The 15,139-nt window shown below is 37.8% G+C and carries 14 protein-coding genes; 2 read left to right on the forward strand and 12 right to left on the reverse strand.

Going from position 1 to position 15,139, the window contains the following annotated elements; genetic code table 11:
• Nucleotides 1–112 precede the first annotated feature (112 nt).
• The 5 genes from IGJ20_RS11140 to IGJ20_RS11160 all read right to left on the reverse strand — a co-directional run bounded on the left by IGJ20_RS11140 (nucleotide 113) and on the right by IGJ20_RS11160 (nucleotide 7,547).
• On the reverse strand, nucleotides 113–2,248 hold the full coding sequence (locus IGJ20_RS11140; protein ID WP_430605223.1) for a peptidoglycan D,D-transpeptidase FtsI family protein: 2,136 nt from the start codon (nucleotides 2,246–2,248) through the stop codon (nucleotides 113–115).
• 164 nt (nucleotides 2,249–2,412) lie between these two features.
• Nucleotides 2,413–4,350 carry a threonine--tRNA ligase gene (gene thrS, locus IGJ20_RS11145; protein WP_002356319.1) on the reverse strand — a complete coding sequence of 646 codons (1,938 nt, stop codon included), beginning with the start codon at nucleotides 4,348–4,350 and terminating at the stop codon, nucleotides 2,413–2,415.
• Between the two features lie 396 nt (nucleotides 4,351–4,746).
• A complete protein-coding gene (locus tag IGJ20_RS11150; RefSeq protein ID WP_002356318.1) occupies nucleotides 4,747–4,926 on the reverse strand; it encodes a 2-hydroxymuconate tautomerase in 180 nt (59 codons plus the stop codon).
• A gap of 165 nt (nucleotides 4,927–5,091) precedes the next feature.
• Nucleotides 5,092–6,537 carry a L,D-transpeptidase family protein gene (locus IGJ20_RS11155; RefSeq protein WP_002370561.1) on the reverse strand — a complete coding sequence of 482 codons (1,446 nt, stop codon included), beginning with the start codon at nucleotides 6,535–6,537 and terminating at the stop codon, nucleotides 5,092–5,094.
• A gap of 146 nt (nucleotides 6,538–6,683) precedes the next feature.
• Nucleotides 6,684–7,547 carry an aminoglycoside 6-adenylyltransferase gene (locus tag IGJ20_RS11160; RefSeq protein WP_002381386.1) on the reverse strand — a complete coding sequence of 288 codons (864 nt, stop codon included), beginning with the start codon at nucleotides 7,545–7,547 and terminating at the stop codon, nucleotides 6,684–6,686.
• Between the two features lie 121 nt (nucleotides 7,548–7,668).
• Between IGJ20_RS11160 and IGJ20_RS11165 the strand changes: the two genes are divergently transcribed.
• On the forward strand, nucleotides 7,669–8,250 hold the full coding sequence (locus tag IGJ20_RS11165; protein WP_002384033.1) for a YdcF family protein: 582 nt from the start codon (nucleotides 7,669–7,671) through the stop codon (nucleotides 8,248–8,250).
• Between the two features lie 157 nt (nucleotides 8,251–8,407).
• Nucleotides 8,408–9,352 (forward strand): endo-beta-N-acetylglucosaminidase, encoded by a 945-nt coding sequence (locus tag IGJ20_RS11170; protein WP_002382461.1) that lies wholly within the window; start codon nucleotides 8,408–8,410, stop codon nucleotides 9,350–9,352.
• Between the two features lie 279 nt (nucleotides 9,353–9,631).
• Here the strand turns inward: IGJ20_RS11170 and IGJ20_RS11175 are convergent, their stop codons facing one another.
• The 7 genes from IGJ20_RS11175 to IGJ20_RS11205 all read right to left on the reverse strand — a co-directional run bounded on the left by IGJ20_RS11175 (nucleotide 9,632) and on the right by IGJ20_RS11205 (nucleotide 15,125).
• On the reverse strand, nucleotides 9,632–10,462 hold the full coding sequence (locus IGJ20_RS11175; RefSeq protein ID WP_002425459.1) for a DUF6287 domain-containing protein: 831 nt from the start codon (nucleotides 10,460–10,462) through the stop codon (nucleotides 9,632–9,634).
• Between the two features lie 234 nt (nucleotides 10,463–10,696).
• Nucleotides 10,697–11,416 carry a YebC/PmpR family DNA-binding transcriptional regulator gene (locus IGJ20_RS11180; RefSeq protein ID WP_002356305.1) on the reverse strand — a complete coding sequence of 240 codons (720 nt, stop codon included), beginning with the start codon at nucleotides 11,414–11,416 and terminating at the stop codon, nucleotides 10,697–10,699.
• 86 nt (nucleotides 11,417–11,502) lie between these two features.
• Entirely contained in the window at nucleotides 11,503–12,690 is a 1,188-nt protein-coding gene (locus IGJ20_RS11185; RefSeq protein ID WP_002362361.1) for a nucleotidyltransferase, read from the reverse strand.
• Nucleotides 12,691–12,770: 80 nt separating this feature from the next.
• The gene (locus IGJ20_RS11190; RefSeq protein ID WP_002356302.1) at nucleotides 12,771–13,511 is read right to left on the reverse strand and encodes a class I SAM-dependent DNA methyltransferase; all 741 of its coding nucleotides are present in this window, start codon (nucleotides 13,509–13,511) and stop codon (nucleotides 12,771–12,773) included.
• Nucleotide 13,512: 1 nt separating this feature from the next.
• A complete protein-coding gene (gene rsfS, locus IGJ20_RS11195) occupies nucleotides 13,513–13,851 on the reverse strand; it encodes a ribosome silencing factor (RefSeq protein ID WP_033072556.1) in 339 nt (112 codons plus the stop codon).
• A 46-nt stretch (nucleotides 13,852–13,897) separates the two neighbouring features.
• A complete protein-coding gene (gene yqeK / locus IGJ20_RS11200) occupies nucleotides 13,898–14,488 on the reverse strand; it encodes a bis(5'-nucleosyl)-tetraphosphatase (symmetrical) YqeK (RefSeq protein ID WP_002356300.1) in 591 nt (196 codons plus the stop codon).
• Nucleotides 14,466–15,125: a nicotinate-nucleotide adenylyltransferase gene (locus IGJ20_RS11205; RefSeq protein WP_002365150.1), complete on the reverse strand. Its 660-nt coding sequence runs from the start codon at nucleotides 15,123–15,125 to the stop codon at nucleotides 14,466–14,468. The genes yqeK and IGJ20_RS11205 overlap by 23 nt, the downstream gene beginning before the upstream one ends.
• Nucleotides 15,126–15,139 lie beyond the last annotated feature (14 nt).

A 15,139-nucleotide genomic window follows, 5' to 3' on the forward strand; every position in this document is an offset into this window, starting at 1 on the left:
ACTAATAATTGATCTTTCCAAGAGATTTCTTAGACTTGAATATCATACCATTTTTTTTGTCATTTGACTACCCTTTTGGGAAAATTTGTAAAGTAGAACTACTTTACAAATTTTATTTTTTGTACATTTCCATATACGCTTCTAAAACTTCTTTGGCAATCGTTTGATTTGGTTTGGAAGATTCATCATTTAAGTGTGGTAAAACAACGCTAATTGCAATTTCAGGATTTTCGTACGGCGCATAAGCCACCAAGTTACTATTAACCGTTGTATGGTTTACTCCATTAGCATCTGTTGCTTGCGTTTCGGCGGTCCCTGTTTTAGCAGCAATCGAAAACTTGTCTGATTTTAAACCACGTGCAGTTGTAAAAGGACTAGTTCCATTTACCACATTATAGAAACCTTGTTGAAGAATTCCTATCTGGTCTTCAGAAATATTCACCTTATTCAAAACTTTTGGTTCAATTTCTTTTAAAATTTTTCCTAAAGCTCCATTTTCATCATTGCCATAGATTCCTTCTACCACATGGGGTTGTACGCGGATGCCATTATTTGCGACAGTGGAAACGTACTGTGCTAATTGTAAGGCGCTATAGGTATCATATTGCCCAAAAGATAGGTCAAGAAGATTACCGCCTTGTGGCGCAGAAGACGAATCCTTAAAGTCCTTGTTTTGAATTCCTGTTGTTTCTCCTGGTATATCAATTCCAGTTTTCGTTCCCATACCATATTCTGCAAAAGCTTTTCTTAATTCTTTAAAGACAGTGTCATCTCCTACTTCATAAGGGAAAATCATATTGGGATAATAATTCACACCCATCATTTTAAAGACTAATTTCATCATATAAGCATTCGAAGAATATTCTAACGCTTGCTCCGCAGTTAATTGCATGGTTGTTCCGCCAGAAGCATTCCACCAAGAAGCTTTTGGATTACTACCTGCTAGTAAAATAGCTTCATCTGTTAAAACGTCATTGCCTTTAATGACGCCTGTTTCATAACCAGCTGTTAAAGTACCTGCTTTCACAACTGATCCAGGAACTTCAGAATTCAAAATAGGTGCTAAAGGATTAGGTGTGACTTCTCCAGTTGCTAAATCATGATGAAATCCGGACATCGCTAAAATAGCACCTGTTTGAGGGTTCATAGCAACGACATATGCATTTTCTGAGTATGGTCCAATGGTTTTGACTATTTGTGAATAGTTTCGTTGTAAAATTTCATCAACTTTGTTTTGGAAATTTGAATCAATCGTTAATTTTAAGTTGGAGCCTTTTTCCTCTTTGGAAATTGGGGTTTGTGAAACAATCTTTCCGTTATTGTCTAAAACGACTTCTGATTTTGCTTTTTTACCTTGTAGAACGTCTTCATATTGTTTTTCTAAATAGCTAGTTCCAACACGGTCATTTCGTGCATAGCCTTTTTTCAAATATTCATCGACTTCTTCGGCTGGCAATCCTTGTTTTTCAGTTGAAACGGTGCCCAACAGGCTACGTAATGCGCCACTTTGAGAATAATCACGCGTCCAATCAGTCCCTGTTGAAACACCAGATATTTCCGCTGTGTGTTCACCAATTGTCGCAATTTCACCTTCTGTTACCCCTTCATTCTTGATGAAGACCGTGTTCATTTGTGACGCTGCATTCATTCGTTTAAAAATCGTCACTGCTTGTAAGGTTCGGTCATCAAACGCAATTTCTTCAGGGGTGACTTTTTCAACGGCTTTGGCATATAATGTGCCTTCGTCCGTAATTTTGTTGCCTTTTTCATCTTCTTTATCTTGATCGGTTAAGCGGGCTTGGGCTGCTTTTAAATTTTCAGGATTCGCTAACCAATAATCTTTTTTGTCACGATCCGTTAAGTTTGGATCAACTGGAACGTTAATAAGTTCGTTGACTTTATTCGCAATCGGTAAAATATCTTTTCCTTCAATATTTTTTCCTCGTGTGTAAGTGATTGCTAAATTGGCTTTGTTAGAAACCAAGACTTTTCCTTGTGAATCATAAATTTGTCCTCGAGGGGATGGTGTCGTGATTTGTAGTGAAGAATTGGCAGTGATTTTTTTGTTAAACTCTTCTCCTTCTACAATCTGTAAATACCCTAAACGGACAATTAATGAAACAAATAAAGTGAATATCACAAAAAATAATAAGTTCAATCGAAAAGGAATATGTGGCTTTCTACCTCGTTGACTCTTTGCTGCGGCATCTGTTTTTTTTATTTTATCTATAAATGAGTTTTTCTTCATACCTCTAGTCCCTTCACTAAAAAGTTTCGCATTCTCATTGTAACAAAAAATAGTCAAAAAATCAGGATTATTCCCAGCTCTAAGGAAATATTTAATTATTTTGTTGTTGAAAAAAGTCAAAAGGACTTCTGAATTCAGAAGTCCTTTTGACTTTTTCTCTTTTTTTAACGGCTGTAATTGTGAACTTCAGCAGCCATGCTGTCAATGAAAATTGATAAATCTTCGACAGACGTTTCTTTGCTTCCATAACGACGGACGTTCACCGTTGCGTCTTCCATTTCTTTGTCCCCGACCACTAATTGATAAGGTACTTTTTGTGTTTGAGAGGCCCGAATTTTGTAGCCCATTTTTTCGTTACGATCATCGACTTCAACACGTAAGCCTTGTGCTTGTAAACGTTCTTTGATTTCATAAGCATACTCAGAATGCGCTTCTACAGAAACTGGGATAATAGTTGCTTGAATTGGTGCTAACCAAGTAGGGAAAGCGCCTTTGTAAACTTCTGTTAAGTAAGCCACAAATCGCTCCATTGTTGAGACAATACCACGGTGGATAACAACTGGGCGATGTGTATTTTCACCATCTTCGCCAACATAAGTTAAGTCAAAACGTTCTGGTAATAAGAAGTCTAATTGGATGGTTGATAATGTTTCTTCCATTCCTAAAGCTGTTTTTACTTGAACATCTAACTTCGGACCGTAAAAGGCAGCTTCGCCTTCTGCTTCAAAGTAATCTAATTCTAATTCATCCATGGCAGCTTTTAACATCGCTTGCGCTTTTTCCCACATCGCATCATCATCAAAATATTTGTCTGTATTATTTGGATCACGATAGCTTAAGCGGAAACGATAATCTGTAATGTTAAAGTCAGCATAGACTGCCACCATTAACTCCAAAGTACGTTTAAATTCGTCTTTAATTTGGTCAGGACGAACAAAAGTATGGCCATCGTTTAAAGTCATTTCACGAACACGTTGTAACCCTGATAATGCGCCAGATTTTTCATAGCGGTGCATCATCCCTAATTCAGCGATTCGAATTGGCAATTCGCGGTAACTATGAATGTCATTTTTATAAACCATCATATGGTGTGGACAGTTCATTGGACGTAATACCAGCATTTCGCCATCGCCCATATCCATTGGTGGGAACATATCTTCATGGTAATGATCCCAGTGACCAGATGTTTTGTATAATTCCACATCTGCCATAATTGGTGTATACACATGTTGGTAACCTAAGCTAATTTCTTTGTCCACAATATAACGTTCAATTGTACGACGAATGGTTGCGCCTTTTGGTAACCAGAAAGGTAACCCTGAACCAACTTCTTGTGAAACCATAAATAAATCTAATTCTTTTCCTAATTTACGGTGGTCACGTTCTTTGGCTTCCTCGCGCATTTTGATAAATTCTTTTAAATCTTTTTTATCGAAAAAGGCAGTGCCATAAATCCGTTGCATCATATGATTGTCAGAGTTTCCGCGCCAATAAGCACCAGCTACTGAAAGTAGTTTAAAGACTTGAATCCGTCCTGTTGAAGGGACGTGAACGCCTCGACATAAATCGACAAAATCGCCTTGATCATAGACAGTGATGATTTCATCTTCTGGCAAATCTGTAATTAATTCAACTTTGTAAGGATCATCAGCAAATAATTCTAACGCTTCTGCACGTGAGATTTCTTTACGAACGATTGGGTTATTTTCCTTCACAATTTTCATCATTTCGGCTTCAATTGCAGGTAAATCTTCCGCTGTCACAGGAGATTCCCCATTATCTGTATCATAGTAGAACCCAGAATCAATCGCAGGACCTACGCCAAATTTAATGTTAGGGAAAAGACGACGTAAGGCATTAGCCATTAAATGAGCTGATGAATGACGTAAAATTCCTAAAGCATCTTCATGATCAGGTGTCACGATTTCAAGCGAACCATCTTCTACGATAGGACGATCTAAATCGATTAAAACACCATTGAATTTACCAGCTAAAGCTTTTTTGGCTAAACTGTTGCTAATACTTTTAGCAACATCAAATGTTGTAATCCCAGAATCAAACGGTTTAACAGCCCCATCTGGAAAAGTAATGTGAATAGACATAATAAAATTCTCTCCTTTTAATTTTTTTGATTTGAAGCGTTTCATTGTGTTCCTGTTTTTCACAATGAAACGAAACAGCCACCTGTTCCCCTTGTTAAAAAACAAAAAGTCCTAGTATTCTAACGAATACTAGGACGAAAATATCGTGGTTCCACCTAATTTTGAACACAAATAATCTGTGTTCCTCTAGCGTGTTAACGGTGCGACCGCCTTTGTTTCAACAAAGGTTTCGAAAGTGGTCATCCCTTGTGCCAATCTGGAAAATTTTCAGCCAAGATTTTCCTCTCTAATAGATCGCGGGCAAGTTCAGTTGTCTTTCTCATCAATCATTTATGCACTTATTTAACCACTTATTTTCAGAAAAAGCAAGTGATTCAACAGAAATTCTCTGAAAACTTATTTTTTCCATTCGCCGCCTTGTGCATAGCGGTCTTTTTTCAATTCATTGACAATCACATGGATATTCTCTTTTGGTGCACCAGCGTTTTTTGACACAGCTTCTGTAATATCTTTGACCATATTAGTTAACTGTTCTTCTGTGCGGCCTTCAATTAATTCTACATGTACAAATGGCATCTTCGTTCCCCCAATTTAAATTGCTTGTTCTGTTTGTATCATAGAGCGGGTTATGACGCTTGTCAATAAAAAATTGGAGACGTCAGTCGTTACGGTTGACGTCTCCAATTTTTACTTTTCAGATACACAGCTGGACCAAAGTACGGTCTTGCCTAATATCTCTTTTTATACTTCTTCGCCGTAATCTACAGGTTTATCAAATTCACCTGGTGCATCATCATAGATATGTCCATAAATAATTACCGGCATTCCGTCATAGGATACATCAAAGATTTTTGAAACTTCTGTTCCTGGCGTATTGATACAGCCATTACTACCAGCATCGGTTTTAAAGGCTTCTTTATCGCCATACTTATCCAATTTATGGTCGGAGTCATGAATCCCGATTTGTGTGACAACGCCACCTTGACTTAATAACGGCATCCAATATTTTACTGGCACACTGTATCGAGAACCATCAAGCATTTGACCTTCTAAATTCACATCGGTTGTCCGATATAAAATTGTATGGAATCCTGGTACTGTTGCGGTTCCTTTGTTATATCTGCCAGTAATGACATCTGTGGTGACTATTTTTTTGCCATCAATGAAACAATACATTTTTTGATCTTTTAAATCAATTTCAATGTAATTATTGGCAATTTTACTATTTTCTTTGGTATCGCCAACCAACGGAGCAGTGATTGCATTCGTTTGTTCTTGGCTATTCAGCGCGTTTACTAGTAGTTCTTGCGTTTTGGCCCCATCAATCGACCAGCCATAACTTCCATTGTTTTTAAAACGACGTGTCGTACCGTGAACATCTGTAAATAAAACTGGTTGATTAGCAGAACCATATGTTGTTTCTAATTGTGTCACCCAAGTAGTTAGTTTTTCTTTGTTGATTGTGCCATCATCATTCAGCACGTTTTGAATTTGTGTTTTATCAAAGGCTACTTTTTCACCATTAATATCAACTGTAATTGTTTTATTTAACTTGTTATTGAGCGTTGTCAATGTCGCCTTTAACGTTTGATCCTCTTTTGTAATTTCAGGGGCTTTATAAAAATCTTTGGCATTATATTGATAGTTGCCTTTTCCCGCTTCAACATCCGCAATAATCTGCTGATTTAAGCGCTGTGTGTCCACTACTGTGCCTTGTTCTTCAGGAACAATTTCAAAAGTGCCATTGCCTCGACGGATACTCGCATTTTTGCTTGGTTTCCCCTCTGGAAAACTCAAAGTTGCTAATTTGGCTTCTAGTTCTTTTTTGAATGCCTCGTTTAACGGTAGCTTCACCTTGCTACTGTGTAAATGGTCTTTTAAAAATTTTTGATCCAATTGGTATTTTTTAGGAAGTTGAATTTTTTCTTCTTTTGTCCCCGTTTGAACCACAACTTCTTCGGTTTGATTAACTTGCGCTAATTTTTCTTCTGCAGCATTTACATTTAACCAGCCTACAGAAACTCCATTTACTTTTGTGGTTGGTAAAAAGTGACTTTGAAAATAAACATAGCTGCCCCCAGCAACCAGAGCTAGTCCAACCAAAGAAGTAATAATTACTTTCTTTTTATTATTTTTTCCTGATTTTTGACGACGTGTATTACGCATTTGCATTTCTTCTTTTTTCATTTGTTCATCCTTTATATCAATAATTTTAGGTTTATTTCTTAGAGACTAGGCAACAAACAACTGCGGTGATCTACAATCAAAAAAGGTTCCCTTTCTCTCGCAGATTAATTTTTTCAATTATACACTATTTTTATGTTGTTTTCAGCTTATTTTCCTTGTAAATCCTTTAATCTTAAAGAATTTGTATACTCTGTGACTTTTTTTGCTTCTTGTAAATGATACGTAAACTGGGCCATTTTAGCAAAATCCTGAGCGACGACGTCAAAAAAGGCTTGTGTCTTTATTAAGCTGTTCCAACAAGCTTCTTTACTAGAAAAATCCAGCAACGATGCTAATTGATCCATCGTGTCAGGAGTGACATAATTTTTCAGATACTTAAATTGTTTCCCAACAGAAATTGGCTCCGGTTCCTGCCAAGCCGCTTGCCAAGAAAGCAAGCGCAACAGTTCCTGCTGACAATATTCATAGAGATGTGTGACAGCGTAAAATAGTTCATTCCGACAAAGCCCCTTAACTACATACGTACTAACCCACCAAAATTCATTGCAACAATCGTTAAATTGCTGCTGATCCGGAACTGTTACTGTATAATTTTTATCAGATGCTACAGGTAAAGGCGGCAAATTTTCATCTTTGTCTAACAAGATAATTGCTAAAGAATCGCCTTCATGCCAATTATCTTTTTCTGCGAGAGGACACAACGTTAAATCGATACGTTGGCCATCTTCAAATAACATTAAAAATGTTTCCCGCGTCTTCGGTTCTGTGGGAAATAAGGTCATTTCCTTGGGACGTTGCATAATTAATGGTTGTCCAAATTTTGCTATCCACGTTGCTGTTTCAAAAAACTCAGCACATGGTTCTACAATATAAACAATGTCGAAATCTTGAAAACTATCTTTTGGCGCTTTCACATTCGTGCGAGAACCCACCATTCCCACAGCTCGAATGTGTTCTTCTTGTTTTGCTACATCCATAATAAGTTGAAACATTTCTTCTTCTGTACGCATGCATTCGCTCCCTCTCTTCAAAAGTTTCTATTAAAACATAGATTTTTTTATAAGTCTTTTGTTTTCTATCGCTTTTTCTATGGTACTTCGTATACACTAACATTACAAGGAGGGATGTTTCATGCATTGGTTAAAAATAACAAGTTTATCCATTGTCAGTTTTGGCTTTTGTATTCTTTTGATTTTAGGTCTACTTATTTTTACTGGCAAAAATACGCAACCCACCGATAAACCAGATGCTATTTTAATTTTAGGGGCCCGTGTTTTAGGGACGTCTAAAGAAACCGCACTGCCCAGCCGTGTTTTGCAAGCTCGGTTAGATGTTGCTATCCCCTATATTAAACAACACCCCGAGACACCCGTTATTGTTAGCGGAGGGCAAGGAGCAGATGAGCCGGCTACGGAAGCCGCGGTTATGAAACAATACTTGCTAAATAAAGGTGTTCCAGAAAAACAGATTCTCTTAGAAAATCGTGCCACACGCACCAAAGAAAATATTGTCAATTCACAAAAACTCTTTTCTTTTAAACGGTTAGTGATTGTTACTAGTGACTTTCACATGTACCGCTCGCAACTTTTAGCCAAGCGAGCAGGCATCTCAAATGTTTCAGGCATCACTGCGGCTTCTTCTTTTCCAAAAGATATCAAAAATTTTGGTCGAGAGCTGCTTTCTTTAGGCTATGCCTTACTCTTTGATTGGTAAAAGAGCGTCCTTCGCAAGACCATTTTGCGAAGGATGCTTTTATATTCTGTGGATTTGCTCACTTTTGTTCTCTTCTTCTTGTGTTTAAATTATAAAAATGATAACATATCTTTGTTAGCGCTTACAAATAGTATTTATTTTATAGGAGGAGAAAGTTATGGGGCATCAATTGAGCACTCATTTTTTTAACAAGAAAACAGGGATTATTTCAACTTTTTTAAGTTTGATACTTTTAGTCGGTGGGTTACTGTTTGCACTACCTGCATTTGAAGTACAAGCAGCATCAACTGTTACACCTAAAACAGTCATGTATGTAGAAGTAAACAACCACGATTTTAACAATGTGGGAAAATATACTTTAGCTGGAACCAATCAACCTGCTTTTGATATGGGGATTATTTTTGCAGCCAATATTAATTATGACACGGTCAATAAAAAACCTTACTTATATCTAAATGAACGGGTCCAACAAACTTTAAACGAAGCTGAAACACAAATTCGTCCAGTTCAAGCACGCGGCACTAAAGTCCTATTGTCTATTTTAGGCAACCATGAAGGTGCTGGCTTTGCTAATTTCCCAACTTACGAAAGTGCGGATGCCTTTGCAGCTCAATTAGAACAAGTCGTTAATACGTATCATTTAGATGGTATTGATTTTGATGATGAGTATGCTGAATACGGAAAAAATGGGACGCCTCAACCAAATAATTCTTCGTTCATTTGGTTACTTCAAGCCTTAAGAAATCGCTTAGGCAATGATAAATTAATTACTTTTTATAATATTGGACCAGCGGCTGCGAACTCTTCAGCTAATCCTCAAATGAGTTCTTTAATTGATTATGCTTGGAATCCTTATTATAGTACCTGGAATCCGCCACAAATTGCGGGGATGCCTGCTTCTCGTTTAGGTGCTTCTGCCGTTGAAGTTGGTGTCAATCAAAATCTAGCTGCGCAATATGCTAAACGTACAAAAGCGGAGCAATATGGTATTTATCTAATGTATAACCTCCCAGGAAAAGATTCATCTGCGTATATCTCGGCGGCGACACAAGAACTTTATGGTCGAAAAACGAACTATTCACCAACTGTTCCAACACCTTAATTATTATCTCGTGTCTACAAGCGCCAACATGTAAAGAGTTAAAAGCCAGCTTACTACAAGCTGGCTTTTTGGTATCTTGAGCGAATAGTTTTACACAAAAAAAGACCCGCCCTTTGGGTAAGGACGGGAAAGGAGTTAAAAATGAAAAAGTGTTTTGTGTTGTTAAGGTTGTTTGTTGATATGCTTATATCTTACAAACTAAATGTGAAGATTTTGTGATCATTTCATTTTTATTTTGCTACTTTTATAGGAATTAAATAGATTGCCACTAGACTATCTTTAGTTGCCTCGTGCATCCGTTATTCTGACTGCTCCTTGTGGTGATACTCTGTAAAAACCGACAGTCCCTGTCCCTCCATTTGCAACCATCTGTTTCGATTGGGCTCTAAAAAAGAAGTCATTTCCATTCATACCCAAAAATCCAAGGTTCGTATCATTATTTTCTGCATCAGTCAGTGTCTTTCTAATATATGTCTCTGCTTTTTCTTGTGTATCGATGATTTTTGCCTCTTCATTTTGGTCTTGATTTTCCTCTTCAGAAGAACGATAGTAATACTCTTCCGCAGGATAATTTCCACTATCTTGAGTAATTAACAATCGTGGTTTCGTCTTATCCGATTGGTCGCCGTTAGGATTTTCAACACCAATTTTATATAATAATAACGCAGCACCAGTAGGCCCCCACCTAATACTTAAGCTTGTAATTGGTCGCGACTCATCAGTAGGTGAATCCTTCGTAATCATTCCTCCGGTATTTGTACTACCATCAGGATGAATGATCAAACTCTCTCCTTTACCATTTTTCCATGTTCCAACTAAAGTAGTAAAATCGCCAGCATTAATCGCTGTAGTATCTAAATCAGCTGTGGTTAGCTGACTGTTGTTTTCATCAGCTGCAGACTCTTCACTTTTCACTGATTCGTTAGACTCGATACTGCTACTCGCTTGTTCATTTGTCTTATCAATTGTTTCACTCGTTTTTTCATTCGTCTCTTCAACTTTAGAGGATGCCTCCGTTGAAGCGGTTACTTTCTTTTCTTTTGGTTCCCGACAAGCAGTTAATGATAAAACCGCTAGCCCGACAAAAAACGCTAGCATTCCCTTTTTCACGCCTATTCACCCCGTTCAATGATCTATCTTACTAGACTATTGTACTATTAATTCAACTGTTTAGACAAATATTTATGGAACAGACAAAAGTTAATCCTGTCATTGAATGCTTTGTGTCACATGGACCTATCAATCAACTTTCTTTTTTCTATGTATTATATGAAAAAAAGTGAGCCATCAGTCAAAATGACCGATGGCTCACTTTCTAAATCTTCAAATAAATGAACAAATGGATTATTCAGGTAAATCTACATTATGATGGACTTTTTGAACATCTTCTAAATCTTCTAAAACGTCTAACATTTTTTCAAAGTTCGCTAAATCGTCGCCTTCTAATGTTACTTCGTTTTGTGGAACCATTTCTAACTCAGTAACCGTGAATTCTTCAATGCCTTTTTCTTTTAACGCTTCTTGTGCATGGTGGAAATCTTCTGGTTCTGTGTAAACGATAATTTGACCGTCTTCTTCAACAACATCGCGAACATCAATGTCTTTTTCCATTAAGTATTCTAAAATTTCATCCGCATCGTCACCAGCAAAGCCAATGATACCTGTATTATCAAACATGTAGGAAACAGCACCGCTGACACCCATGTTTCCGCCGTTTTTACCAAATGCGGCCCGCACATCTGCTGCTGTTCGGTTCACGTTGTTCGTTAAAGCATCAACAATGACCATTGAACCATTTGGCCCAAATCCTTCATAGCGTAATTCAGAATATTGTTCATCTGCTGAACCTTTTGCTTTTTCAATAGCGCGATCAATAATATGTTTTGGTACATTGTATGTTTTGGCGCGTTCGATTACAAACCGTAATTTTTGGTTTGCATGAGGATCAGGGTCTCCTGACTTCGCTGCTACGTAAATTTCAATCCCGAATTTTGCATAAACACGGCTATTGTTTGCGTCTTTGGCAGCTTTTTTCTCTTTAATATTTGCCCATTTACGGCCCATATTCTCACTTCGCTTTCTCTGATTTGTTGTTAGTATCTTATCCCTTGTTTATTATACTGGGGAAACTGATTTTTGTTAAGTATTTTTTAGGTATCTGGCGAAAATCGTAAGGGAAACCGACCAAAATTTTGTTCTTTTAAAGAAGAATCTCCCATCTGGTATAGTTGATTGGCGCGAATATCTAACGAAAGCATTGCGCGGTTTTCTTTAGATACTTTAGAAATTACCGGCAATTGAATCTGTGCTTTGGTTTCTTTTAGATAAGCTTGTCCCTTTGGCGTAAATCCTAGCACATGGAGATAACTGTTTTGCCAAACAGTTTCAACTTCTTCTTTGGTCATATTTAACAATATATAAGTTGCTAATCGTTGCAACCTTGTCCAAGTATAACGCTTCGTTTTCATACGTTCCATTAATTCGTGAAAAGAACCTGCTGCTTGGATTTGATCTTTTAGTCGATATTCAAGTCCTTCCGTCATTTGGTAAATGGCTTGTAACTCTTCTAACGAGGATTGAACAATTTTATACTTTAGGAAGGGCCAATAATTTTCCCATGAAATCATTGTCTGTGTTTGTAAATGTTGTGCGGTTATAGAAGGAACCGTTGGCAGCACTTGCGTTATTTCTTGTTGAAAAACACTTTGCCTAATCGCCGTGGCGCTAGCAACTTTCCCAGAAATCGTTGCATCATGAAAGCCCGCTTGTTTTCTAGCAATTGGGTAGAGCGTCATCGGGGTTGGATACGTGGCATTTTCCTTTGCATAACTCATCCCCAAAATATGATTAGGCGAAGAAAAATCAAACCTGCTTTCAGGATATACTTGACGAAAAACAGCAGTCATTTTTTGTGGATAACTCAATTGTTTGTCTGTCAATGCGTGGAACGTTTGATCAATTAAGGATTGATTTTCTTGGACAAACTGGCCGAAAGCCGCATAATCAATTGCGCTTGTACTATCTGTTCCAAAACATAAGCTCTCACATTGCAACGCCTGCAATAACTTTATACCGCCTTTGGCAAAGTAATCCGCAGACTGTACCGACCAAGCTGTCGGCAATTCAATGACTAAATCCACACCATTTTGCAAAGCTTCTTCTGCTCTGGCCCACTTATCTAGTAAGGCTGGTTCTCCTCTTTGTAAAAAATTTCCACTCATTATAGCAATCACTACTTCAGCTCCGCTTTGTTGGCGAGCTTGTTGGGCATGATAGCGATGTCCATTATGAAAGGGATTATATTCCACGATAATGCCACAGGCTTTCACTCTAGCCACCTCCGTTATAAAAAAATGGACTTATCAGCAAAGAGACCAACGTTTTTAAGCGCTGTCCCAAGCTCATAAGCCAAATCTTATTAATCTCTTTGACAAACAAAGAACCAGCGTTCACTTGTTTCAGTTGGTGCTTCATCTGTAAAATCTGCATAAACTTTGACGTTCATGAAACCAGCACTTTCTAACATTCGTAAATAGTTATCTAACGAATAAGTTCGTTCTTGATGCAATTCATCATACCGAACAAAGTGCTCATCTGTTTCCTGTTCTTTCACAAAAAATGTTAAGAAATGTTCGATGCTGTGTTCTTTTTCACCAGCGTAACTATCCCATAGAAAAGCAAATTCTTCTGTTTGATAATGATAGCTATATTCTGGAAAAACTGAATCAATTTTGTAAGTAGAATGAACATCAAAAATGAACGTTCCTTCCTCTTCTAACGCTTGATAAACTTCATCGAACACTTGTTGTACTTCTTGGCGGTTAGCCATGTAGCACAGTGAATCAGAAAAACAAGTGATGGCTTGGTATTGTCCCACTTCAGATAAATCTAGCATATTTCCCTGAACAAATTGAACTGGCACTTCTTCTTCAAAGGCTCGTTCACTAGCAATCATCAACATTTCTTCTGATAAGTCTAAGGCCGTCACATCATAACCACTTTTCGCAAAATCAACTGCTAAAGCGCCTGTACCACAAGCCATTTCAAGAATTTGTTGGGTTCCCTGTGGGAGATGACGATTGGAAAAATCCAACCATTTTTGGTATAGGCTTTCGTCCATCACTTCGTCATAGACGAAAGCAAACGTTTCATAGGCCATTTTAGTCGACCCAAGCGCTTAGATCAACCATTGGGGCATCTGACCATAATTTTTCTAAGTTGTAAAAGGCACGTTCTGAAGATTGGAATACGTGGACAATAACATCGCCTAAATCGATTAAAATCCATTTTCCGCCTTCTTTACCTTCCACACGTTTGACTTCTACTTGATTTTTGGCTTCTTGTTCGTTAATTTCATCAACAATCGCATTGATTTGACGTTCACTATTAGCTTGGCAAATTAAAAAATAATCTGCTAATAATGAAATTTCTCTTACGTCTAATGCGACAATTTCTTCTGCTCGTTTTGAATCTGCTGCTTTGACAGCAATTTCTAAAATTTTCTGGCTATCTATGATAGTTCCCTCCTAGTAATTCTTTCTTCTTTTATTTTTGATTAACGACCCATTGATTGTAGGTCTCTAACGTTTTTGGATAAATTTTATGTTCTTGTTCAATCAAATGTAACAAGGTATGTTTCGTTTCATAAGCAACCGCTGCATCTAAGTCAACAAGGGCAATTTCACGGGCTTCTTTCACACCTGGAAAATCACGTCCTGGTTCAATGTAATCTGCGACATAAATAATTTTATCTAGCAAGCTCATCTTAGCAGCCCCAGTTGTATGCACACGAATTGCCTGCAAGATTTCTTCGTCATCAATGGCTAATTCCCGTTGAACAATATCCGCCCCAACTAAGCCATGCCAAATTTCATTGCCATAGTTTAATAAAGCCAAATCAAAACCATCTCGGCGAATAATCAACTCGAATTCATCGTTTGGACGTTCTTTGGCGTAATCATGCGTCAAAGCAGCAATACTGGCTTTGGCTTCATCGGCACCATATTTCGCTGCCAAGGCCACAGCTGTTTCCTCGACTCCTAACACATGGCGAAAGCGACGTTCACTCATTTGCATTTGAACTTTTTGCATTAATAATTCACGTTGTGCAGCATCATAATTTGTTATCCAGCTCATCTTGATACAGTCCCTTCTCTTGAATATAGTTTATCACATTCTCTGGAAGAAGATAGCGTGTTGAGCAACCACTTTTGACTTTTTGCCTAATCAAAGTGGAACTAATCGCCATCTGCGGAACATCGACCCAAATAATTGGATAGGTAGATTCCGTTGGATAATTAGGACGCCGAATGCCGACAAATTGAACTAAATGGAGTAAGTCATCAATCCGATGCCATTTGGGCAAGTATTCCACCATATCTCCACCAATTATAAAATAATAATCAGTATCTGGATTGGCTTCTTTTAAAGCTTTCATCGTATCATACGTGTAACTTTTGCCTTTGCGAATTAACTCAATTGGCTCAATATCTAAGCAGGGATTATCAGCCACTGCTAGTTCTAACATCGCTAACCGATGTTCACTGCTAATTGTTTTCTTTTCGTCTACATGTGGTGGTAAGTACGTAGGCATTAAGTAAACTTTGTCCAAACCTAGTTGATTTTGAACTTGATCGGCCATGACAAGATGTGCTAAATGAACGGGATTAAAATTACCACCTAACAAGCCGACTTGCTTTCTTGTTTGAAAACGTAACGGTTCCTCTTGCAAGAGAACGTCCGCTCCTTGACGCGCTTGTCTTTTTTCTCCCATTGTTCATCCCTCCA

Source organism: Enterococcus sp. DIV0294 (assembly GCF_050558155.1).
GTDB classification, from domain to species: Bacteria; Bacillota; Bacilli; order Lactobacillales; family Enterococcaceae; genus Enterococcus; species Enterococcus faecalis.